Annotated in this window: 21 protein-coding genes; 12 read left to right on the top strand and 9 right to left on the bottom strand. The window is 39.7% G+C overall.

Going from position 1 to position 23,839, the window contains the following annotated elements; all coding sequences use genetic code 11:
- Positions 1-59 precede the first annotated feature (59 nt).
- Entirely contained in the window at positions 60-830 is a 771-nt protein-coding gene (locus R2S10_RS05695; RefSeq protein ID WP_316839479.1) for a hypothetical protein, read from the top strand.
- Positions 831-939: 109 nt separating this feature from the next.
- On the opposite strand, the gene R2S10_RS05690 is transcribed toward R2S10_RS05695, so the two are convergent.
- Positions 940-2,310 (bottom strand): hypothetical protein, encoded by a 1,371-nt coding sequence (locus R2S10_RS05690; RefSeq protein WP_316839478.1) that lies wholly within the window; start codon positions 2,308-2,310, stop codon positions 940-942.
- Positions 2,311-2,356: 46 nt separating this feature from the next.
- A complete protein-coding gene (locus R2S10_RS05685; protein ID WP_316839477.1) occupies positions 2,357-2,788 on the bottom strand; it encodes a hypothetical protein in 432 nt (143 codons plus the stop codon).
- Between the two features lie 243 nt (positions 2,789-3,031).
- Here R2S10_RS05685 and R2S10_RS05680 point away from each other — a divergent pair, with 243 nt between their 5' ends.
- On the top strand, positions 3,032-5,215 hold the full coding sequence (locus tag R2S10_RS05680; protein WP_316839476.1) for a catalase: 2,184 nt from the start codon (positions 3,032-3,034) through the stop codon (positions 5,213-5,215).
- 52 nt (positions 5,216-5,267) lie between these two features.
- Here R2S10_RS05680 and R2S10_RS05675 read toward each other — a convergent pair whose 3' ends face one another.
- Positions 5,268-5,750, bottom strand: coding sequence for an ankyrin repeat domain-containing protein (locus R2S10_RS05675; protein WP_316839475.1), 483 nt, complete (start codon positions 5,748-5,750; stop codon positions 5,268-5,270).
- A gap of 185 nt (positions 5,751-5,935) precedes the next feature.
- Between R2S10_RS05675 and R2S10_RS05670 the strand changes: the two genes are divergently transcribed.
- The 6 genes from R2S10_RS05670 to R2S10_RS05645 all read left to right on the top strand — a co-directional run bounded on the left by R2S10_RS05670 (position 5,936) and on the right by R2S10_RS05645 (position 11,714).
- Positions 5,936-6,886, top strand: a complete 951-nt coding sequence (locus R2S10_RS05670; RefSeq protein ID WP_316839474.1) for a YihY/virulence factor BrkB family protein — start codon at positions 5,936-5,938, stop codon at positions 6,884-6,886.
- Between the two features lie 14 nt (positions 6,887-6,900).
- Positions 6,901-7,704 (top strand): hypothetical protein, encoded by an 804-nt coding sequence (locus R2S10_RS05665; RefSeq protein WP_316839473.1) that lies wholly within the window; start codon positions 6,901-6,903, stop codon positions 7,702-7,704.
- 127 nt (positions 7,705-7,831) lie between these two features.
- A complete protein-coding gene (locus R2S10_RS05660; RefSeq protein ID WP_316839472.1) occupies positions 7,832-8,695 on the top strand; it encodes a helix-turn-helix transcriptional regulator in 864 nt (287 codons plus the stop codon).
- A gap of 103 nt (positions 8,696-8,798) precedes the next feature.
- A complete protein-coding gene (locus R2S10_RS05655; protein WP_316839471.1) occupies positions 8,799-9,707 on the top strand; it encodes an NAD(P)/FAD-dependent oxidoreductase in 909 nt (302 codons plus the stop codon).
- An 11-nt stretch (positions 9,708-9,718) separates the two neighbouring features.
- Positions 9,719-10,366 (top strand): class I SAM-dependent methyltransferase, encoded by a 648-nt coding sequence (locus R2S10_RS05650; RefSeq protein ID WP_316839470.1) that lies wholly within the window; start codon positions 9,719-9,721, stop codon positions 10,364-10,366.
- The gene (locus R2S10_RS05645; protein WP_316839469.1) at positions 10,359-11,714 is read left to right on the top strand and encodes an Ig-like domain-containing protein; all 1,356 of its coding nucleotides are present in this window, start codon (positions 10,359-10,361) and stop codon (positions 11,712-11,714) included. The genes R2S10_RS05650 and R2S10_RS05645 overlap by 8 nt, the downstream gene beginning before the upstream one ends.
- A 22-nt stretch (positions 11,715-11,736) precedes the next feature.
- Here R2S10_RS05645 and R2S10_RS05640 read toward each other — a convergent pair whose 3' ends face one another.
- Positions 11,737-13,029 (bottom strand): amidohydrolase, encoded by a 1,293-nt coding sequence (locus R2S10_RS05640; RefSeq protein ID WP_316839468.1) that lies wholly within the window; start codon positions 13,027-13,029, stop codon positions 11,737-11,739.
- 128 nt (positions 13,030-13,157) lie between these two features.
- Here R2S10_RS05640 and R2S10_RS05635 point away from each other — a divergent pair, with 128 nt between their 5' ends.
- The 3 genes from R2S10_RS05635 (at position 13,158) to R2S10_RS05625 (ending at position 15,767) form a co-directional block, all read left to right on the top strand.
- Entirely contained in the window at positions 13,158-13,976 is an 819-nt protein-coding gene (locus tag R2S10_RS05635; protein ID WP_316839467.1) for a helix-turn-helix domain-containing protein, read from the top strand.
- A gap of 64 nt (positions 13,977-14,040) precedes the next feature.
- A complete protein-coding gene (locus R2S10_RS05630; protein WP_316839466.1) occupies positions 14,041-14,862 on the top strand; it encodes an NAD(P)H-binding protein in 822 nt (273 codons plus the stop codon).
- 110 nt (positions 14,863-14,972) lie between these two features.
- Positions 14,973-15,767 carry a toxin-antitoxin system YwqK family antitoxin gene (locus R2S10_RS05625; RefSeq protein ID WP_316839465.1) on the top strand — a complete coding sequence of 265 codons (795 nt, stop codon included), beginning with the start codon at positions 14,973-14,975 and terminating at the stop codon, positions 15,765-15,767.
- Between the two features lie 7 nt (positions 15,768-15,774).
- Here the strand turns inward: R2S10_RS05625 and R2S10_RS05620 are convergent, their stop codons facing one another.
- Positions 15,775-16,725: a LysR family transcriptional regulator gene (locus tag R2S10_RS05620; RefSeq protein ID WP_316839464.1), complete on the bottom strand. Its 951-nt coding sequence runs from the start codon at positions 16,723-16,725 to the stop codon at positions 15,775-15,777.
- Positions 16,726-16,753: 28 nt separating this feature from the next.
- Here R2S10_RS05620 and R2S10_RS05615 point away from each other — a divergent pair, with 28 nt between their 5' ends.
- Complete coding sequence (locus tag R2S10_RS05615; RefSeq protein WP_316839463.1) at positions 16,754-17,488, top strand: class I SAM-dependent methyltransferase; 735 nt, start codon at positions 16,754-16,756, stop codon at positions 17,486-17,488.
- Positions 17,489-17,574: 86 nt separating this feature from the next.
- On the opposite strand, the gene R2S10_RS05610 is transcribed toward R2S10_RS05615, so the two are convergent.
- The 4 genes from R2S10_RS05610 to R2S10_RS05595 form a co-directional block, all read right to left on the bottom strand.
- On the bottom strand, positions 17,575-18,714 hold the full coding sequence (locus R2S10_RS05610) for a PepSY-associated TM helix domain-containing protein (protein WP_316839462.1): 1,140 nt from the start codon (positions 18,712-18,714) through the stop codon (positions 17,575-17,577).
- Positions 18,715-18,722: 8 nt separating this feature from the next.
- Complete coding sequence (locus tag R2S10_RS05605; RefSeq protein WP_316839461.1) at positions 18,723-21,101, bottom strand: TonB-dependent siderophore receptor; 2,379 nt, start codon at positions 21,099-21,101, stop codon at positions 18,723-18,725.
- 123 nt (positions 21,102-21,224) lie between these two features.
- Entirely contained in the window at positions 21,225-22,526 is a 1,302-nt protein-coding gene (locus tag R2S10_RS05600; protein ID WP_316839460.1) for a paraquat-inducible protein A, read from the bottom strand.
- Positions 22,513-23,832 (bottom strand): paraquat-inducible protein A, encoded by a 1,320-nt coding sequence (locus tag R2S10_RS05595; RefSeq protein ID WP_316839875.1) that lies wholly within the window; start codon positions 23,830-23,832, stop codon positions 22,513-22,515. Before R2S10_RS05595 ends, R2S10_RS05600 begins: the two co-directional genes overlap by 14 nt.
- Positions 23,833-23,839 lie beyond the last annotated feature (7 nt).

Below are 23,839 nucleotides of genomic sequence, written 5' to 3'. Positions count from 1 at the left end.
TTTGACCTAAGTCATTATTTAGTATGTTTGCGCAAAATAACTCTTGACCCTTTATTCATATGGAAGTCTTCTCTCGACTGAAAAAAAAGATAAAACATCGTCGTTTACTGGCTGATGACAATTATGGAACGACAAAGGAGGAGCGGATTCGAAAGCTGAATCAAGCGAGGAAGGTAGCTAAAATTTTGAATGTACTAGGTGTGCTCATTGGTGCTGCGATGCTTTTTTTTAAGTGGAATATTCAGATTCCTGTTGCCTTTGGAATGATTGCACCAGTTGTGTTTGTCCTGATATTAAAGAGGTACAAAGGCTTAATTACGCTGGAAGAGAAAAAGAACAGTCCAAATCCCTCCATTATATGGGGGCTCTTAGCTGTGATGATTGCAATTCTTTTAAGGTCAATACTGGCTTATGATATTTTGGATTTTAAGGGGATATGGATACCAGCTGCACTTGTTTCGCTGTGCTTTTTTGCACTGATGGCAATCAGCATAGTGGAATTTAAATCACGTAAACCGGAACAATTGTTTGGAATGTTTATCATGGCGATGATCAGTTTTGGTTATGGTTTCGGTACAATTGTTTTGTTGAATTGTGAATTTGATCAGTCTACTCCAATTCAATACCATGCTACAATACTAGGTAGAAGTATTAGTGGGTCAAAGTCCAAAAGTTATCATCTGGAATTGAGCCCCTGGGGCCCAAGAAAAGAAAAGGAGGAGGTTAGTGTATCCCATACAATGTTTAATCGTTTGAATAACAATGAGAAGGTTAACATTTATCTTTATCAGGGAAAATTGAAAATTCCATGGTTTTACGTAACGGACTAACTGAATTACCATCTCTTCCAATCTATGTACAAGGTAGCTCAGTTGCGCAGCCGTTGCACCAGAGGGAGTTTCATAAGCGAAAATATTCTCTGAATGATATTAGGTTTATTTATCCTGCCATTTCTTTTAAGGTACTCAAACTAGGTAATAAACAATAAGAAGTCCCTTTAGTCATAACAAATTGGGGGAGCTTATTTATCACTACTTTGCCCTCTGGTATGGGAATGGTAAAAGACGTATTGGCATAGGGGATAGCTCTGTTTGCGATTAATGCATCTTGTGCCTGTAATTGATCCGGAGGAGTTAAAACGCTGAAATTTGTGGTACTAATCCAGGAATAGATCAGTTCAAACTGACTGGTCAGGGAACCGCATAAAAACAAGCCAATTAATCCACGTTCTCCATCATAATTGTTCAAAATCGGTGGAGCGCCATAGGCCATTCCTCGTCTGAGGAGTCTGGGTATGCTTCCCTTATCTACCAATTGATCACTTCTTGGATTTGATACCCTGTTGTGGGCCGCAAAAGGACATTTTAGTCCCTCTTGATCAGTGCTGTAGTCAAAATCAGTAGCATGGCTGGTATTCGGGTCTGGTGCCTCAGGGGATAGCTCCAATGGGGAGCCATTTCGCCAGCGGCCGTTTAGTTTTGCCGCCAACCATTCCTTCGCATAAGCTGGATCTTTTTTTAATTGAACTGAAATGGACTGAGCATTGTCATTTAAAAAATCATCAAAGACTTTTTCATCCTGAGCTAACATTCTGAAAGCGTTATAACAGCCATCTTTAGCAAAGGATCCTGCAGCTGTATTTCCAGAAGGACCAGGATCAGAATTTGGAGCATAACCAATCAAAAAGTTGCCAAGACTACTCGTGTCTTTAATGGGGATACTCGTGTCTAAATCCGGTTGATCTATACCATCCAAATATCCGAAATGAATACTGTGTGCCGGATCAGTAACGTATTCTTCCAGTCTTTTTGAGCCATTCCCGATAGGGAAATTTTCTACCAGCCCATTGTCGTCTGCCGCCTTTTTTATCATTGTTACGAGCGTGTTCAGTCCTACATCATTGAGTGCATAGCAATGAACTATAGTATCTACCTGTGTCTTTTTTGAACCGAAAACCCAGTTGCTGGAAAGGCTTGTCCCATAATCATTCAACGATTGTTGGGAGCCGGGACTGGCGGGCCCCTGTTTAAAGGCGATTGGAAAATGCCCTAAATCTTCCTTTTTAAGATCACTCGCAATTGATATTCCAGTAAAGGTAAACCCAATATTGATCATCATCTCAGGTTTGTGTTCTCCCCAGCTTTCGCCAGATTGAACATAAGGATTGATTGCTTTAATGAAATTTTTAGCACCGGGCTTATCCGGGAATTTAAAAATCATATGGCAGGAGTAGGGATGCGTGAATCCACGAATCACCATACCCTGGATATTGGATAGATCCGGTGAACCAGGTTGACTTATAGTTGACATGCTCGGCTTATTTTAGGAAGTATTTGGCGATAGGGCTGATTCTGAATTATTTAACGATTTCTCTAACCGTTTGCGGATATGCCTGGTAAAGGTCGCTGTTTACACCTGGTGAAGCAGATACATTCAGGTTGTTTTCGTTAATGAAATTCTCAAATCCAGTAAGGTCAGTAACCGGTGGAGATGGTGGATTTAATGCAATTTTTGCGATTCCTGAAAAGGCAGCCTGAGTGGAAGGGTTCTTCCAGAAAAATGCCAGATAAGGGTTCATTGGTCCATCGAAGGTGGTAATTAATAAGATCGCATAAGTACCCTCGCCAGAAGCATTTGGGATCAGTGCTACACGGGCATAATGTACGATGCCGGACTCGTCAAGCCCTGCCTGTACGCTACTTACAAAATTATTGTAAGCAAGCTGAGCTGCTGCTTGTGAGATGAAGTCTTGTTTTATCGGTACAAAGAGCGTTAATGGATTTGCCATGATGTTGATTGTTGTTGATTTTACCTACTCTATTCAGGCTTTTGGGTTGCCGCCTTTGTCTTTTTGAGGTATGATTTCTTTTTGACAGGCTAAATCTAATACATTAATAAAGCGCTTTTTAGCGTAATAATACCCGTATTTCAAAAGGGGTATTTATACTTCTTTTTTAACCTCTAATTGAAACAATTTTTAATACCGTTAGTTCTATGGGGATTCAACAACACATCTTCATTCTATAAACTTATGGCAAAGCACAAATCTCAAGAAAAATCGGGGAATCAACCCGACAACGAAAAGACTAAAAATTTGCATTCCCATATTGCTGATGCTTCTGGGGAGTTCATGACCACTGATCATGGAGTCAGGATTAATGATGACCAGAATTCGCTGAAAGCAGGCGAACGTGCTGCGACCTTATTAGAGGATTTTATCTTAAGGGAGAAAATCACCCATTTTGATCATGAGCGTATTCCTGAGCGAATCGTTCATGCACGTGGTTCCGGGGCACATGGTGTATTTAAATTGTATAATTCACTATCGACTTTTACAAAGGCCCATTTTTTAAATGATACCAGTGTAGAGACGCCTGTTTTTGTGCGTTTTTCCACTGTTGCCGGTTCCAAAGGCTCAACTGACTTGGCCAGGGACGTGAGGGGATTTGCAGTTAAATTCTATACTCAACAAGGTAATTTTGATTTGGTAGGGAATAATATGCCGGTTTTCTTTATTCAGGATGCCATGAAATTTCCCGATCTGATCCATGCAGTAAAACCAGAACCGGACCATGAAATGCCTCAGGCAGCTTCTGCACATGATACTTTCTGGGATTTTATTTCACTCATGCCAGAATCAGCACATATGATAATGTGGGCAATGAGCGACCGCGCAATCCCAAGGAGTTTAAGGATGATGGAAGGCTTTGGCGTACATACCTTTAGATTGATCAATGAAAAAGGGGAAGGCTGTTTTGTTAAGTTTCATTGGAAGCCTTTGCTAGGTGTGCATTCTGTGGCATGGGACGAAGCACAAAAGATCTCAGGAAAAGATCCCGATTTTCACCGGAGAGATTTATGGGAGGCTATTGAAAGTGGCGCTTTCCCGGAATGGGAGCTGGGGGTACAGCTCATCCCCGAAGCAGATGAATTTAAATTTGAATTTGACCTCCTTGATCCCACAAAACTTATTCCTGAAGAACTGGTTCCTGTGCAACGCATTGGAAAAATGACCTTAAATCGTAATCCTGATAACTTCTTTGCGGAAACTGAGCAGGTTGCCTTTCATGTTGGTCATATTGTTCCAGGAATAGATTTCAGTAATGATCCGCTACTACAAGGCAGGTTGTTCTCCTATACAGATACCCAGTTGATCAGACTGGGAGGACCGAATTTCCATGAAATTCCTATTAACAGGCCAGTAGTGCCTGTGCATAACAACCAGCGCGATGGTTTCATGCGCCAAACCATCAATAAAGGGAAAACAAGTTATGGACCCAATTCCTTAGGCAATAACGACCCTCAACAGGCCAAAGCAAGGGATGGTGGTTTTACTTCCTATCAGGAGCGTATCGATGCCAAAAAAGTCAGGGCTAGAAGCAATAGCTTTTTTGATCACTTTAGTCAGGCTACGCTGTTTTTTAATAGTCAATCTGAACCAGAAAAAAATCACATTAAAGATGCCTTCAGTTTTGAACTCGGAAAGCTGAAAACAGTAGCAATCCGGGAGAGGATGCTGGGTATATTAACGATGATTGATAAAAAACTAGCTGAAGAGGTTGCTCTGGCACTTGGACTTCCATCACCAAAAGGCCCTCAGCAACCGATTAACCACAGTATTCCGGCAGATGCTAAGCAAGCTGATTTTGAGCCAATAGTGCTGAAAAGTACTTTAAAGGAATCTCCGGCATTGAGTATGTCCAATACCGTTAAAAATACCATTAAAACAAGGAAAATAGCTTTCCTTGCGGCAGATGGACTAGAGGCTGATTCTTTAGATACGGTTAAGAAAGCACTGCTTGCCGAGGGGGCCGTAGTCGAAATAATTGCAGCAAAACTAGGGGAAGTTAAAGCCTCAGATGGCACTGGTTTTCCGGTCGACCAAAGCTTTTTAACCGCCGCCTCAGTGCTTTATGATGCCGTTTATGTAGTTGGAGGTACTGCCGAAGTACTAAAAGGAGAAGCAAATGCGATCCACTTTGTGAATGAAGCTTTTAAACACTGTAAAGCAATTGCGGTAGATCAGCAAGCCACTAAATTTATCGCGGCTACCTATCTTTCAGGAAAACTGCCAAAAGACGCCTCAGATGAGACGATACTTAATGAAGGGATCGTGATGGAAGCCGATCCTGCAAGATTAGCTAAACAGTTTATAAAGGCTATTGCCCAACACCGTTTTTGGGAGCGGGAGAAACCAAGAAAGGTCCCTGCATAATATTCAAAATGCCCGGTATTGATTTACCGGGCATTTCTTGTGTAGGTAAGATTTACCTATACGATGTTTTCAGGAGCTTGATTGCAGCCTCATTACCCTGCTGAGCGGCTAAGTCCATGACAGATAAACCACGGGAATCCAGAATTTCTTTATTTGCCCCATTTTGGAGTAATAAGCTCAATACCTCATTTCTCCCAAACATAGCGGCAAACATTAATGCGGTACCACCATTTCCATGCTGGAGGTCGAGATCTGCGCCATTGCTGATCAATAGTGCTACAATGCCAAGGTAGCCTTTAAAGGCTGCTCCCATTAGGGCAGTATTGCCGCCATGATCCTGCAAATTGACTTTTGCGCCATGTTCAATGAGTAATTTTGCAGCTGGATATTGATGGTTGTAGCAGGCAATAATTAGGGGAGTATACCCTTTCTCATCACTGGCATTGAGGTCTGCTTTAAGGCGGATTAATTCTTGTAATACTTCGATGTTTCCAACTCGGGCTGCATGAATGGTGGTTTGCGGATTATGGATCATATGTTTAAGCATTTTTAAATAGATACATTCATAGTAGTTTTTGTAGAACTCCTAGAACACTCAGCAACCAAAGTGGTTTTAAATAAAAATAAATTAATTATTATTATTGAAATTGTTGTGAATTGGTACAGGAATTGAATGTGTTATTTTATCTATTAAATAATAATGGGCGTAGTTATAAAATAATGGAAACAGAACGAGAAAAATTTAAAGGAGTATGGAATATATTAAAAGCAACCTTTACAGGATTCAACGACCATAAGGTGACCAAATTGAGTGGCTCGTTGGCTTATTATACTGTTTTTTCTATGGCTCCACTTCTAGTTGTAGTCATCTCTCTTTGTGGTATATTCCTGGGGCAAGAGGCTGCTCAGGGTAAAATATATGCACAACTGGCGGGCTTCATGGGTAAAGAAACGGCATTGCAACTTCAGGAAATTGTTGCCAAAGCAGCGATTGGCGGGAAAGGAACTGTTGCATTCACCATAGGAATTATCACCTTGTTAGTAGGTGCCACCACGGTTTTTGCCGACATTCAGGACTCTATCAACAGCATCTGGGGACTGAAAGCAAAACCCAAACGTGGCTGGTTAAAAATGCTGCAAAATAGGTTTCTTTCTTTTTCGGTCATCATCAGCCTGGGTTTTATCTTACTGGTATCATTAGCCATTACAGCGATATTGGATGGGTTTAATGCCCGCCTTCAAGCCAGATTCTCTGAAGTTTCGGTAGTCGTATTTTATGTGCTCAATCAGGTATTGACGCTGGCCGTTATCTCGCTCATCTTTGCCGTGATTTTTAAAGTGCTTCCCGATGCCCGGATTAAGTGGCGGGATGTATTATTCGGCTCCGTAGTGACCGCTGTTCTGTTTATGCTGGGCAAATTTGGCATTTCCATTTATATCGGACAAAGCGATGTAGGTAGTACCTATGGCGCCGCGGGATCCTTGGTGATCCTGCTATTGTGGACTTACTATTCCTCCATCATTCTGTATATAGGTGCTGAATTTACAAAGGCTTATGCAGTGGCATATGGCTCAGAAATTCAGCCCTCCCAATATGCAGTGACAACTAAAGAAATTGAAATAGAAACAGGGCATAATTCTATTCAGCAAAATGCAAAAACACCTACATAAATTAAACATAAAATATGAACCCAATTAACTTATCCAACTTCTTACTAATCACCTCAAAATATGGAAGTGAACAAGGAGCAACTCATTTTGATAAAGAAGAAGACCTGATACATGATATTTTCCCCGATCGTATTATATTCAATACTAACTACGTGGATGAGACCTCTTATGAAACTTATTTCGAGGGAGAGGTACTCTGCATAAAAAAGACTAAACTGGACGACTATGAATTACATGAAGATGCAGAAGTTATCGCAGACGAGTTAGATGAGGATGATTTGGAAGAACTGGAAGAATTGTGGAATAGAATGGAGCAGGATTTAATTACAGCCGCTAATTTACATCAGCTAAATATCCGTTCAGAATTGACAGCATTATATTCGACTATTTTCACAGACACGGAGGCGGTATTATTGTCCAAAAAACTTCCACAAGAAATAGCGCCTCAGGTAGAACAGATATGGGAACACCTGGATTTCGCATTAAACGAGGTCAATAGATCAGTTTCTTTCGAATGGAAAGAATGGTCAGAAGTTGGTGTGATGGAGCTGAATGATTTAGCCCTTCTCGAACAATTGAAGGTTAAGTTGCCTTATCCCAACCAAAAAGAAATAGAAGCGTTAAGCAATGAAGATAATTGGGAAGAAGCCATCTTACAGTACTTTAATCATCATTTAAATGGCTATGATATGAAACTTATAGCAATTGGTACACATTTCGATGAATACCAGACCTTCGCTTGTTTAACGGTATCTGAAGATAAGCTCAGTCATGCGCTTGAAATTATCAAGAAGTTAGGGCTGGTTTATAAGCGTTAAATAGGAGTTTTAGGTGTCTTATAGGGGGAATGTCAAATGTTACAAAATTGCATTGTCAATTAGGAATTACTAATTAGTTTTGCCATTTTGGAAGCGTAATAAAAACGACTGCTCTTCAATTGTAACTATGAAAACTATCCCTTTAAGACATCTTAACGATACACTCAAAGAACCTGCTTTTTCAGCTAGCTTTGACCTGGTGGATATCCATCGTTATTTGTCGGGAAAGGATATGGTACAGGAACTTCACCGCCATAGTTTCTATTACATCCTGGTATTGGAGAAAGGCATAGGAGAGCATCAGATTGACTTTGCAACCTATCCCATCCAGGATTACTGCGTATTTTTTATGCGCCCGGATCAGGTACATGAGCTAAGGATCATCAGCGAGAGTACCGGGTATTTGATGAAGTTTAGTCCTGATTTTTATGCGCCTATTGATAGCGTTGCCAATCAGATGTTGAGGAAAGTAAGCCATCAGAATTTTTATGCTTTCGATGTAGAGAAGATGAAGGAGCTGTTCCAGATCCTGAATAATATGTATAAGGAAAATACGGAACAGCAGGGAAATTATAAGGAAGTCATCCAGTCATATTTAGCGATCTTTTTTATAGCACTATTAAGACAAAGCAGGCAGTCTATAGGTCCCGCAGAAAGCAGTAAAGATTACCTGCAGAACCGACTGGAAGCCTTTCAGGAATTAATCAGACTTTCAGCGGCTCAGCACAAGCAGGTTTCCTATTATACAAAACAGCTAAACCTTACTGCTTATCAGTTAAACGCGATTACTAAAGCAACCTTGAATAAAACCTGTTCAGAAGTCATTACCGATTATCTGTTATTGGAAGCGAAAAGATACCTTTTAGTGACTTCTAATCAAATCAACCAAATCGCCTGGCATCTGGGTTATGAGGATGTTTCCTATTTTGTCAGATTTTTCAAAAAACATACCGGCTACTCACCGGAAGCATTTAGAAAAGATTTTAAATAGTGATTTAACAGAATAAATTCAATATTCGTCCTATACATTTCAAATTTTGTCCTATCCCTTACTTTCCTATAAATAGGAAGTTTGTATTAGTAAATAATCAAACATGAAGGACAACCATCAATTCGATATTATCATTATAGGAGGCAGCTATTCAGGACTTTCAGCAGCCATGGCTGGAGGTCGGGCATTAAAAAGAGTATTGATCATCGACAATGAAAAACCATGTAATGAGCAAACACCTTTTTCCCATAACTTCCTTACCCAGGATGGAAAAACACCAAAAGAAATCGCAGGTATTGGAAGAGCGCAGGTAGAAAAATATGAATCGGTAACGTTTTTTAGGGGTCTAGCTACCGAAGGTTTAAAGACCGAAAACGGCTTTGAAATTAAGGTCGCTTCCGGAGAGATATTCAATGCCAGCAAATTAATTTTTGCAACAGGAATTAGAGATGTCTTACCAGACATAGAAGGATTTGCAGCATGCTGGGGAATTTCAGCCATTCATTGTCCGTATTGTCATGGCTATGAGGTCCGCAATCAGAAAACCGGGATCCTCGGTAATGGTGCTTCAGGTTTTGAACTAGCCAAACTAATTTCAAACTGGACCAGAGATTTAACCCTCTTTACCAATGGTATTTCCAAATTAACAAACGAACAAACTGATCAATTGAATAAGCACAACATCAAGGTCGTCGAAAATGAAATTGAAAGATTGGAACACGAGGAAGGATATATACAAAGTCTGATTTTTAAAGATCAAGGGAGTTCAGTGCTAAAGGCGATCTATTCGAGAAATCCATTTGAGCAACATTGCCGTATTCCGGAGACTTTAGGATGTGAACTGAACGAGGATGGCTTCCTCATTGTCGATCAATTTCAACAAAGTTCGATGGCAGGTGTTTTTGCCTGTGGAGACAATACCACACGTTTACGCTCCGTCGCAAATGCAGTTGCCATGGGGGCAATAGCCGGCGCAACAGCGACTAATAAACTGATTTTTGAACAATTTTAAGTATAGAAATTATGAATGAATCCATGAACCCAGCCTATAAAGAGCGTTGGGATGAACGCTACAAAGACCCTGAATTTGCCTATGGAAAAGCACCGAATTTGTTTTTCAAAGACTGGCTTCAACAGTTTAAACCAGGGGCCATATTGATGCCTGCAGATGGCGAAGGCCGCAATGGAGTGTACGCTGCAGAATTAAACTGGCAGGTGACGGCCTTCGATCTAAGCGTAGAAGGAAAGTTAAAAGCGTTGGAACTCGCAAAAGAAAAAAACGTCTCCATCGAGTATATTGTAGGGAATCTGGAAGACCTGGATTTTGAACCGGAATCCTTTGATGCCATTGCCTTGATTTACGCGCATTTTTCTGCCGGGCTCAAATCAATTCTCCATAAGAAACTACAGAAATACCTTAAACCTGGGGGCATTATTATCATGGAGGCTTTCAGTAAACAACACCTGAATTTCAGTACTATTGATCCTAAGGTTGGCGGACCAAAAGAGATCGATATGTTGTTTTCTATAGCAGAGATCCAGGCTGATTTCAAAGATTATGAACCATTGGTGTTAGAGGAGCGTGTGGTGGTTTTAGAAGAAGGTAAATACCACATCGGACAAGGAGCCGTAATTAGGTTTGTAGGAAGAAAACCAACCACACATGACTAAGCCTAATCCGGATGCAACATTTTCTTATTTATTGTATCTTGTGGTGATGAAAGTGAACCTGACCATCATTTGCCTTTTATTCTGCAGCGCTGTTTTTGCGCAGAATAGCTCCATGAATTTTATAACTACAGACGTTGATCATTTCTGGACGGCCTATGATAAAATAGTAAGCAGCAAAGATAGCACGCAACAGTATGAATATTTAGATCGCGACTTTATTGCTAAGGCCAGCCCTGGGCAAATAGCGATGATGAAAGCAAGAAGGTATACCAATAAATCATATATCGAAGCAATTCATAAATACCCAATATTCTGGAAGTCGATTCGCAAAAATATGTTTAGGGCGAAAGATTTCTCCGCTAAAATTGCAGAAAACATTGAGAGATTAAGGGCATTATATCCTGATTTACGTCCTGCAAAAATTTACTTTACAGTTGGAGCCTTCAGGTCCGGTGGGACAACCATGGATAGCCTCGTGTTGATCGGTTCAGAGATTTCTATGGTCGATGATCAGACAAACACGCAGGAATTTGCGGAAAGCTTACCGGGCTTACATGCTTTCTTCAAAACAAGTCCGATCCAAACCCTTGTCTTTACCAATGTGCATGAATATGTCCATACGCAACAAAAAACCACTATCGCCAATAGCCTGCTTGGACAATGTGTTTTAGAAGGAATTGCGGAACTGCTGGCAGAGAAAGCCACTGGAACTGCCTCAACCTTAGCTGCGCTAAATTATGGGAAGATGAATCATGAGCGAATAAAACAGGTGTTTTCTGAAGAAATGTTTAATGAATCGAATGGATATTGGTTGTACAGTAGTGATAAAAATGAATTCGGAATCAGGGATCTTGGTTATTACGTGGGCTATGCCATCGCCGAGGGCTTTTACAATAAATCAAAAAATAAAAAACAGGCGATCAAGGATATGATTGAGCTAGATTATAACAATGAAAATGATCTCGCCAAATATGTCACACAATCTGGTTATTTTGAAAAACCAGTTGCAAGGATAAAGAAAGAATATGAAGCCAAGAGACCCTTTGTAGTCTCCGTTCAGCCTTCAGGCACTAAGGACGTTAACTCGGCTATTTCCGAAATTACCATTAACTTTTCTGAACCAATGGATAAAGGCCATAGAAATTTTGAGCTGGGGCCATTAGGAAAAGAAAACGTACTTCCTTTGAAAAAGTTCATGGGTTTCTCAGCAGATGGTAAATCACTGAGCTTCCAGATAGAACTCGAGCCTAATCGTCAATATCAGATTCTTGTGGATAAAGGATTCAGAAATCTAAAAGGATTTCCCTTAAAACCATATCTGGTTGATTTCAAAACGAAAGCCAATTAATGGGGCTAATTTGCTATTGCGGTTAGTTTTTATTCAGCCGTTCTACAATTAAGGAGGAAAAATATTTGACACCAGTTCTAATGCTCTCTTCATCAACTTGAAAATTTGGTGTGTGATTCATCGCAACCATTCCTTTTTTAAAGTTAGAGCCTCCAAGGAAGAAGTAAACACCAGGGATTTTCTGTTGGAAATAGGCAAAGTCATCATTAAAAAAGGGAAATTGACCGTAATTAGTGGTGACTACCTCTTTTCCATAAATATTTTCAAGCGCTTTTACTGCAAATCCCGTTAATTTCTCGTCATTGATAATCGTTGGGTTTTCTTGTATAAATGAGAGGGAAAGTAGTTGTTCTTTATAACCACTATCTTCTATTATCTGTTTTACTTTAGGAATGATGTGCTGCAGATTAGAGGAATTTGTCTCATATAAATTTGCTTCCAGAAATAGGTTGTCATTTTTAGAATAGGTTCTGAAATGCTCATCTATGATCAGGTAATCGCTGAAAATGGTGTTGGGGTTCAGTAATCCGATATTGGGGTCAGCAATATTTTGTATTTCCCAGGGCTTACTATTGGCTTTTGCACGAGATAAAGTGCTGTAGATCTTTTTCGATAATACTGTTGCGTCTTCCTTCGATACCTCGTTGTTTAGTTGAATTTTAATCCTCTTTTGGTAGGCAAACATTTCATTTGGCTTGACCATAATTTGCCCAACCGGTAATGCGGTAACATGTAATCCATAAATCTCATCGGGTGTTATTCGGGAAAACAAACCATTGTTAATCATACTCTTTGCCCCAACAAAGGTTTCTTCTTCCGGTTGAAATATAAAATAAACCGTTCCTTTTAGGGATTTCTTGTTTTTTGCCAGAACCTCTGCTATTCCCAGTCCAATGGCCATATGTATATCATGACCGCAACCATGTCGAACGCCTTTGTTTTTGGACTTGAAAGGTAGCTCATCTGGCGCATCAGTTGGTAGGGCATCCATATCAGATCTCCATGCTATTATTTTTCCCTTCCGGGATCCTTTTAAAATCCCTACTACACCATAACCATAAATGTTGGTTTGAACTTCAAGACCTAAGTTAAGCAGATATTCTTTGATCACTTTTTGACTATGTTTTTCATGACCTGCTAACTCAGGATTTTCATGAAAGTCTCTTCTGATTTTAACAAGCTTATTAAAGAGCTGGTCAGTTTCCAACTCAATAGATTTATGAGTTCCTGATGCAACTTTATCTCTCAATTCTTGTGCGGGTAAAATAGAAATTGAAAGACTAAAAAAGGTTAAGATCAGTAAAAGTTTTTTCATAATTAGCTGCCAATTGATTTCGAATCAGCGCTGGTTAGAATGTTGAACAGATTGATTGTTACAATTTTATTTCCGGCTATTTAAGATGGTATAAAATCATTAAATTTAGATAGTTATATCCATGACCTATGAACTTTCAGACTTTCTTACCTTCCGAAATACTTAAACCCTTTGTCAGGTATTTTTATACCTTGGAAACAAAGCAGGGAGTTCAGCAGGATCAAAAGACCCTAAGGACTATTGCTGATGGTTGCCCGGGGATTATATTTCAGGAAAATAGCAAAGGGAAGCTTGTTCGTGATCAAAAGGTATTGCCCTCTTTATTTTTGTTTGGACAATCCACACAGCCTTCAGAGATCCTGTTAAATGGTAATTTCGATATGCTGGGGGTATGTCTTCAGCCAAATGCCCTAAATTCATTATTTGGATTAAATGCACATCCTTTAACAGATTCCTGTCTTGAACTCGATGAACTTGTTGAGCTAAACCAAAGTCTTTTGTCGGAAAGACTTCATGATGTTAGTTCTGCGATACAGAAAATAGAAGTTTTAAGTCAGTTTATGTTGACTAAAATTAAGGCCAGGCCATCTGGGAAGGAGGCCGAAATGCAGTTTGCTATGGATAAGATCATGCATTCGAGTGGCGGTACCTCTCTGAAAGTCTTACAGGAAGAACTCTACCTTACTGAAAGAAATTTCGAGAGGAAATTTAAGCAGTACGTAGGGATTACGCCGAAGTTGTTTTCCAGAATATGCCGGTTTCAATCCTCATTAAAACAGCTCAATCATCATCAATTCGATAAGCTGTCCGATCTGGCTTATGAAAATAATTATGCAGATCAATCGCATTTTATTCGCTCTTTTAAGGAATTTACAGGTTTATCACCTTATCAATATCAGAAGCGTTCGACCGAATTGGCAGAGAACCTTGCTGAGCTGAGACCCTGAATTTTGTCGGTTTTGTTCTATTTTTTGGTTTTCCATGGCAATAGCTTTGGATAAAAATAAAACAATGGAAAATAATTCAAAAACAATATTGGTCTTGGGTGCCAATGGTAAAACAGGGTCTAGGGTAGCAAAGAAATTGGAGGCCTTAAACATCGTGGTTAGAAAAGTTTCTCGTTCTACTGAGCCGAGATTTGATTGGGAAGATAAAAACACCTGGGCGCCTGTGTTGAAAGGTGTAACAAGTGTTTATATCACTTTTCAACCAGACCTGGCAGTTAAAGGCGCAGAAGAATGTATTGACCTCTTCGTAAACATGGCGAAAAAAGCAGGTATTCAAAAACTAGTGTTGCTGTCTGGCCGTGGGGAACCTGAAGCACAGCGCTGCGAAAAAATTGTAATGGAAAGCGGTTTGAACTGGACAATCGTTAGGGCAAGCTGGTTTAATCAGAATTTTTCTGAAAGTTTCTTAATGGAGCCCATCTTAGCCGGATATGTTGCGCTGCCTGCTGGGGAGGTAAAAGAGCCATTTATTGATGCGGATGATATTGCTGATGTAGTGGTTGCTTCGCTTATCGATAAGCAACACGATAATAAGGTATATGAAGTTACCGGTCCGCGCCTGTTGAGTTTCAAGGAGGCAATTCATGAAATTGCTCAGGCTAGTCATCGTGACATCGAATACCTGGATATTCCACTAAGCGAATATGTATCACAAATGAGGGAATATCAGGTTCCCGAAGAGGCGATTGCTTTAATCTCTTATTTGTTCAAGGAAGTGCTGGATGGACGTAATGAATCTATAACAAATGGGGTAGAAGAGGCGCTGGGAAGAAAACCAAAAGATTTCAGCCAATATGTTGCGCTTAATTTCCCCGTTGTGGTTTAAAACCTGAATGCCCATTTTCTTCTTGTTTTCGCAAAAGCTTAAAAATACATAATTTACTATCATCATTATTCTTGAAATCCATACCTTCAGGAAATAATCTAATGTTCCTTATGGACCATACGCAAGTGAAAAACATGAAAAACTTTAGTATAAAACTCAGCTTTACCTTTCTCTTTCTTGGACTAAGTATAAATCTTTTTGCGCAATTGCCCGAAGAGATCAAATGGCAACACCTGAAGAAAACCTACAATAAGGATAGTACTGAAATGATCCTCTCTTTAAATGATAAGCTATTGCAGGGGGAGTATAAAATCCCTTTTGATGAAGGTGGTTTCGCTTTATATACGGTTAAAAAAGGACTGATTACCGGGGAAGCTTTCTGGTACACGCAAGGTGGAAGAATAGAGTCTAAACTGCATTATAAAAATGGTGTGCGTAACGGTTTAAAAGAGAATTACGATACCAATGATCAGGTCTGGTTAAGTCAGGAATATAAAGACGGAAAGCAGCATGGCAGCAGCGCAATGTATAAAGATGGAAAAATCATTAATAAATCAGAATACAAGGCGGGTAAAAAAGATGGTTTGTCTTTGACCTATTCTGGCGATCAACTCAGCACTGAGGGGAACTATCAAAATGACCTGCGAAATGGTGTTTTCCGGGTTTATAATAATGGCCAAATTATAACAGAAAACAATTACAAAGACGATTTACAGGAGGGTTTATCGACATCATTTATGATGGGTAAGAAGAAGATGGACTCTAGCTATGAAAAAGGGAAAAGGCATGGCGTTTCACGTATGTACAAACCTGATGAGAGCATTCTTTTTGAAAGCTATTACCTGTTTGGAGAAAAGGTAACAAAGAGTGCTTTTGAAAAATATCAGGAAAAAGATCAGAAATAGGTGTTTTTTATTCATTGGTATTACTGTAATTTTCAATAAACCATTTCAATGCAGGATTCCTATGGTTGGCTTTATAGGCCATAACAACCTCCGTGCTTACAGGTATATCCTGGAGTTCAATAAAGCAAAGTTTTAAATAATCATATTGCTTTTTTAGTGATAAAGGAAGTATAGATACACCCAAACCGGCCTCTACTAATTGTAATATGGAATGTACATTGTTAGCCTCATGTGTAATGTCAGGTGTAAATTGCATGCGCTTGCAGATCTCCATTAGTTTCTGATTGTAATGTGGTGCAAACTCCTTATTGAAGAATATAAATGGGCTCTTTTTTAAAAACTCAGCCAGCTCCTTATTCGTTCTGAACTTTTGTGTGGAATGAGGAATAACCACTACAAATGGATCAAAAAATAGCGTTTTAATCTGGAGTTTTTCAGAAAGAACAGGTGCTCTTAAAATACCTACATCTAATTTTCCTTGTTCTAATGCTTCGATCTGGCTCACAGTTGGCATTTCAAATAAGCCGGTTTTTATGTAAGGAAATTCTTTGCGCATTGCCTTTAAGATTTCTGCCAGATAAGATTGATAAACCGAGCTGATATAACCTATCTTTAATTCGCCACTCACACTCAAATGAATTTGGCGAGCGATACTTTTACTTTCTTCCAGCTTCGCGAATATTTCGTCCACTTCTTTTTTGAAGTATGCTCCGGCTTCCGTTAGGCTTACCTGCTTGTTGTTACGTTTAAACAATTGGACGGCCAGCTCTTCTTCAAGTTCCTTAATCTGGCGACTCAATGGGGGCTGAGAAATGAAAAGTCTGTTGGCAGCTTTCGTAAAATGCAGCTCTTCTGCAACTGTTTTAAAGTATAAAAGATGTCTGAGTTCCATATTGATGATACCTACTGAGTATCGTAGGTTGATAAAATTGGTATTTTTCAAATATGATGAAAGCATTTAGTTTTGACAAATAAAAAAATAACATATGAAAACAGAATATTCAGAAAAGGCAAACAATGAAGAGATCAGAGCTAGATTTGATCTGGACGTGGCACGTTTTTCAAATCTTGAATCCGGACAACAAACAACGATTGATGCCCCTTTAACAATGGAATTGTGTACATCAGCTGCAAAATACTTGAGTCCGGATGCTAAAGAATTACTGGATATCGGTTGTGGTGCCGGTAATTATACATTGAAAATGTTAAGCAAAATTCCTAACCTGAATTGTACCCTAAACGATTTGAGTTTGCCAATGTTGGAAAAAGCGAACGAAAGGGTTTCTGTAGCAACAAATGGTAAGGTAACATTGATACAAGACGATATGCGCAATCTTGATTTACCTGAGCATCATTTTGATATTGTGCTGGCCGCTGCAACATTCCATCATTTACGTACTGATGCTGATTGGGAGCTTGTTTTTACTAAAATTTATCGCGCCCTTAAACCAGGGGGCAGTATTTGGATCTCTGATTTAATTACGCACGATTCAGAACAGGTTAACCAGCTTTTTCAGGATAAATACCGCCAATACCTGGAAACATTGGGAGGCCAGGAATATGCACAAAAAGTGTTTGATTACATCGCTTACGAGGATAGCCCACGATCCTTAAATTATCAACTTGATCTGTTGGCCAAAGTAGGGTTTAAGCATATTGAAATCCTTCATAAGAATTCTTGTTTCGCTGCTTTTGGTGGGATGAAGATCAAAAATGAATAATAGGCATCATTATTTATAGGGAGCCATCAAAATAATTCCGCAGGTACTCCCTGCGGCATTATTTCTTAGAAATACCAATACTTTTATTAAGCTGCTTTTTTCTTTTTACGTCCATACCAGATCATAAAACCTGTGATGGGTAAACTTGCAGCAATTAAACTCGCCAGAAAGGCGATAATCTTACCTGGTAAGCCTGCAATAGCACCAATATGGATGTCGTAGTTCATCCGGGTAATCTTATCTGCAACACTTGCATTTTTCAGCTTTCCATAACTATGCGTGACTTCCATTTCTTGTAAAGAATGTTGATCGTAATAAAGATAATCGGCCTTCCAAAAGGTGTCCGTATCTGGATTGATGGCTACTTCTATGGCCGACTTTGCATTTTCCGGCACATGTACTTCGATACCTCCAGTGTAGCCAGGTAAACCATTTAAAGTTTTAGCCCACAAGATGTCCACAGCAGGTGTCTTGCCTATAGCTGTATTTACCCGCGTCGTGTCCGAGTAGCTTTCCACAAACTGTTTCATCGGTTCTCCTCCAGAGGAAATCCAATAAACTGATTTTGCAAACCATTGAAAGCCCATAACCAGGCCGGTTACGGCAATAAAAATAAGAACCCAGGTCATGTAAAAACCAAGTACATTATGCAGGTCATAATTTACCCGCTTCCATTTTGCATTCCATTTGATACTAAATCTCTTTTTGCTGGCAGCTTTGTTTTTTGGCCACCACAATACCAATCCTGAAATCAGTAAAAACAAGAACATTAGGGTAGCTGAAGCAAGGATTGGCTGACCGATATCAGGAGGAAGCCAAAGGTAATAATGCCCCATGATCACAATCCTGAAAAAGTCATCATCCATGTTTTTAACCTTCAGGACTTCGCCGGTATAAGGGTTCAAAAACACGATCCAATAATAAGATGGGTTTTCTGCAAAATAAACTACCTGAGAGGCTTTCCCTTCCTGGTAGCCCACACTATGGGCATGTTTTCCTGGCAAGGCTTTATCTGCAATTTTCTTAAGTAAAGAGGGAGCGATCTTAGCACGCTGTTCTACTTTTGCGAAGCGATAGGGCTGTGTAATATTTTCAATTTCGCGTTCAAAGGCCAGTATACATCCGGTAATTCCTAAAAAACACACAAATAGCCCGGAAATTAATCCGAGCCATAAATGTAACTGTCCTGTCCAATATTTGAACTTGTTTTTTTTGTTACTCAACATTGATGGTATTAAAATTTGTAAGCAATGCTTAGTCTAAAATTTCTTGGTGCTTCAGTTTGCCAGTAATAATAATTGCCATAAGAAGCGCCACTATATAGGTACTTGTCTAAGATGTTAAAGACATTTGCCGTTAAGCGGATTTTTTCCTTTTCCCAAAAAACACCACCATCTAGTTTAAAATAGCTAGGCATTTCCTGAGTTCCAGAACCTCCCCATGACCATGAACTGCGATCAGCCAGGTAGCTGAAACCACCAGATATTCCGGCGCCTTTTAATTCTCCTTGTTGAATTTTATAGCTCAACCATGCATTGGCATTGTGTTTAGCATAACCTGTTATTTTAGTTCCAACAGGAATAACCACTCCATAAACTTCAGTTGCTTTACTTACTCTCGAATCTGTAAGGGCATAATTGGCGATCAGATTTAATCCCGGCAGGATTTCTCCACGTAAGTCGAACTCAATACCTTTTGTAGTGCTTTGTCCTAATTGTAAAGAGTATGGAGCAGCAGGAGTACTGGTTGGATCTGGAGATAATTCATTGTTTTTAAGGATGCGGTACGCTGCAATAGTGGTGTTCCAGCGGCCATCAAACCAATCTTTTTTGATTCCGAATTCGATGTTGCTTCCGGTAATTGGTTTAGGTTGCGCGCCACTTTTAATAGAACCCGTTTGTGGAATGAAAGTCTGGTCATATAATCCATAAACAGAGGTTTGCTCATCAACAGATACGCTTAAACCGATTCGGGGAGTGAATTTTTTATCCTCCGTAGCTACTCCATATTCAGATTGTTTAACGAAGGTGTATCTTCCGGCAAGTGTTAAGCGGATTTTGTTTTCCAGGAAACGAAGCTCATCCTGTACATATAAGCCAGTATAAGACTGATTAACGCGGCTGTTTGCACCTCTTTGGTATAAACTTTTGCTGCGGTCAAACTGAGGAATTCCATTTGCAGGGGCGCCATATACTGGATTGTAAATGTTAAACGGTTTAGCGGCATTGTCAAGCGGAGCAGATTGGCCGAAGTCATAATAACGCTCCTTGTCGCCCACATCCAAACCAGCCAAAATACGGTGAGTGATGCTTCCGGTTGTAGCATGACCATTTAAGAATACCTGTCCGAATTTGTATTTCAATGCCGCATCAAATAGGTAAAGATCACGAATGATATCGCCATTGGTCGCTACTGATGCAGGCCATATATCACTTGATTTCTGATTGAAATCTACATAAGCCAATTGTGTAGTCAGCTTCCAGTTCGCATTAAAATTGTGCTGCATGTTTAAAAATAAACTGTGTTCTTTTGCAATACTAGGTTCTAAACCAGGTTCCGACATGCTAAAGTTTCTAGGCAGTGTTGCAAAGCCATCCGGAGCAAACACATAAGCTGAACCAAGATCAGATAATTTAACATGCTGATAGTTGTACTCTGCAGTGATCAGGGTTTTATCATCAACCTGATAACTAATTACAGGAGCAATGCTGTAACGATCGTTATACTCATTAGCGCGGTGAGAATTTTTACTTTGTCCCATTAAGTTTAACCTGTAGGATAGCTTCCCAGATTTGTTCAATTTGCCATCCAGATCTAAAGTACTTCGGTACATATCATAGCTACCTAAGGTAAAAGAGGCTTCACCATTGAAATCTTTTCCAGTAGGCTTTTTAGTAACTACATTGTAAATACCGCTTGGTTCACCGTTAGACATCATAAAGCCAGATGGACCTTTCACAAATTCAATATGGTCTACAAAACTCATGTCTTCAGTAAGTGGGCCCCAATCTGAGGTTAAATTGATCCCATTTCTAAAAGCTGCGGCCCTTGCACCACGAGTATTTACACGGGTATACAAATCACCCCAGTGTTCTAATCTGGTTACCCCACTTACATTTCTGATCACGCCATCACTCATGCTGGTAATTTGCTGGTCGGCAAGTGTTGCAGAAGTAATGATTTGAATGTTCTGTGGTACCTCTAATAATGGCTCATTTAATCTTAATGAGGAAGAAGGGGCGTCAACTTTGTATTTCTTTTTATTGCCAGAAACGACCACCTCTTTTAATTGATCCGCACTTTCTGATAAACTGAAATTTACATTTAAGGTCTGATTGCCCGAGACTGTTACTGCTTTCTCGGCAGTTTTTAAACCTATGGCAGAAACGCGAATGATGTATTGGCCATCTTTTATTTTTACAAAGCTATATTCTCCTTTGTCGTCTGTAGTAACTGCAATGCCTTTGCCTTTCAAGCCTACGCTAACATAGGCTGCGGCTTGGCCGTCGGCCGTCAATACTTTACCTTTTATGCTATTGCCTTGCTGGGCATGCGCTATAATGGAGGATAACGTGAAGAGCGTTATTAAATTTAGGAGTCGAAGTATATTCATATGTTTATTTAGATTAATTCTAATTGACGGCAAATATTGCATCTATTCTGTTACAAACAAAATTTATTTAGAATTATTCTACATAGAGGAGGTGTCCCAAAGATAGAAGCTTGCTAAGCTTCTTTATTTTTCTATAGGCTTTAGTCGCTTTAGAATCAGGGATAATATCGATACATATACCACATAGGCAACAAATATATAATAGCCTGGCTGCAAGGAAGTATTGTTTTTGGTGACGGTAGAGAGCAGTTCCTCCTGTATATTCAAACTAGAGAGCTGACTTTGCAAGATCCCGTTTAAGCCGATATAAGTCATCGCAATACCGACAACCATCACATCAGCCATATCCCATTTTCCTAAATCTAAAGCTAAAAATCTAACCAGTTTATTTTCGGCGTATTTTTCCCTGCCCCAGATCAGAATGCCTTTACCCATCATTCGAAGCACAGGCAGAATGATAACGAAGAGTAAAATGAGTATGCCAACCAGTACTGCATCAGGTTTTGGCTGATCAACTAAGGACGAAATTATACCGGTTATACTCTTACTTTGAAAAAACAAGACTTGATTGGTAAAAGCTAACTTCTCACTAAGCAGCGTAAAATTCAGCGACTCGATGCGTGCATCAACTTCTATGATTGTAGCCGTAACACCGACCAATAACAGTACAAAGGCAAACAAAAGGGAAAGGATATAAAGCGTAGTATGTAGTCGTACTTGCTTTTTAAGCAGCAACCAAAGACCGAGGGCTAATAACACACAACCAATCATTGCATAAGTGTAATTATACATCAGTGTCTCAATGTGAGTCAGTTGTAGATTGATCTTTTTTTCAAAATCTTTGGTATTGGAGACCTTGTATTTTTTATAGACATGCCTGGTTACCCTAGCGCTGGCTGGCTCGGTATTGTCGAAAGTTTCATTTTCCAATTGATCTACTTTACTATTGATGATGCTTTTGAGCCTTTTCTTACTTGCGGGTTTATTGATTCTGGTTACAATGGTCGCAGCAAAAGTAGGGACTTCTGCCTTTATCTCTTCAGGGTCAACCACTGCATTGAAAGCCAGTTTTTTGAGCTTTCCACCTATGCTTTTTTGCGGTTTATTGACATCAGCTACCGCCTTGTCTACAAGTTGGTTTAACTGTTTTTCTACCTTTTTCTGAAGCTCTTTTTTCTGGCCCGCCGTCATGTCAAATTCCTTGACCTTTCCATCTACCACAGCGACCATTTTTTCCCGCCATTGGTCTACAGATAATATACCGAAGGTAATGTTGTTCACCACACTATAATCTGTTTTTATCTCCTGCTGCTGACTGGAGAGGGTAGATACACGATAACCAAACCAGGCCTCTCCGCAAAGCAGCAGACTCAGGCCAGCAAGGAGCAGGATATTGGGTAGGACTGTTTTTCTAGTGGCTTTCATGTGGGGAAATAAATTTTAGTATGGTCGACAAAATAAGACCATAGAGTACAAAGCTGATAAATATGATAAATCCAGGCTGCAAGGCAGTATTGTTAGTAGTGATTACATTTAAGTCATCACTTTTTATATTCAAACTCTTTAGCTGACTGTCTAATAATCCGTTTAAACCGATGTACACCATCAATATCGCGATAACGATCACATCTGCCATACTCCATTTGCCCGATTGAAAGGCAAAATACCTGATGATCTTATTCCTGGCGATTTTCTTCTTGCTCAAAAGGTGTATGCCAGTAGCACTAAGCTTCATAACGGGGAAGAGTATGCTGAAAATTAAGATCAAAACACCTACCAATATGGCATCTACAGCCGGCTGCGCGATCAATACTTTGACCACGTCCAGAATACTCTTACTCTGAAAGAATAGAACCTGGTTTTCAAAAATCACATGTTCGCCAAGCAGTACAAAGTCCACAGATTTGATGCGTGCATCCACTTCTATCATAGAGGCCGTTAAGCCTATAAACAGCAGCATGAATGCAAACATTAATGACATGATGAAAAGTGGGGCATGCAGATCAACCCGCTTTCTCAATATCCACCATAACGATAGCACAATCACGATACAACCCAACATGGCAAAGGAATAATTGTAAGTTTCAGTCCTGATGCGCGACAAAGAGGAGATCAGTTTTTCGTTTAATTCTTCATTGGAAGAGGCACCATATTTTTTAAAGACTTTTTCATTTGCGGCCTTTGTGGCTGCAACTGCACTATCCAGATATTCCGCACGCTCCAGTGCATCAAACTTAGACATCACCACTTTACTCAGCTGTTTTTTATTGCTGGGATTATAAACTTTGGCAATGATTTCCTTTGCGAAAGAAGGGGCCTTTTCCCTGAAGTTATCCGTATTTACAAAAGTCTTAACTATAAATTTCTTAATCTTTCCGTCGATGGTTTTTTTGGGCTTGTTGATCAGCGCTTCTGCCTTGTCAATTAATGCGATGATCACTACCTCAACTTCCTTTTGAAGTTCTTTTTTTTGCTTTGGACTGAGTGTGAAATCACGGATCTGGTGACTTACAATAGCGGATACCTTGTCGCGCCATTGCTCTACAGAGAACAAGCCTGAGCTAATGTTATTGATGTTGGAGTAATCCTCCTTGATCTGCTCCTGCTGCTCCGAAAGTTGCTGCAACTGGTAGCCAAAGTATCCTTCGGCGCACAATAAAATCGCAAGGCCAAAAATCAGTAATAGTTTTGTAATGATCGGTTTATTTCTGGGTTTAGTAGTTTCATGCATCGGCTTC

Source organism: Pedobacter gandavensis, from assembly GCF_032678745.1.
Classification (GTDB): domain Bacteria; phylum Bacteroidota; class Bacteroidia; order Sphingobacteriales; family Sphingobacteriaceae; genus Pedobacter; species Pedobacter gandavensis_C.
The sequence above is the reverse complement of the archived record's forward strand: the minus strand, read 5'-3'. Positions and strand labels throughout refer to the sequence as shown.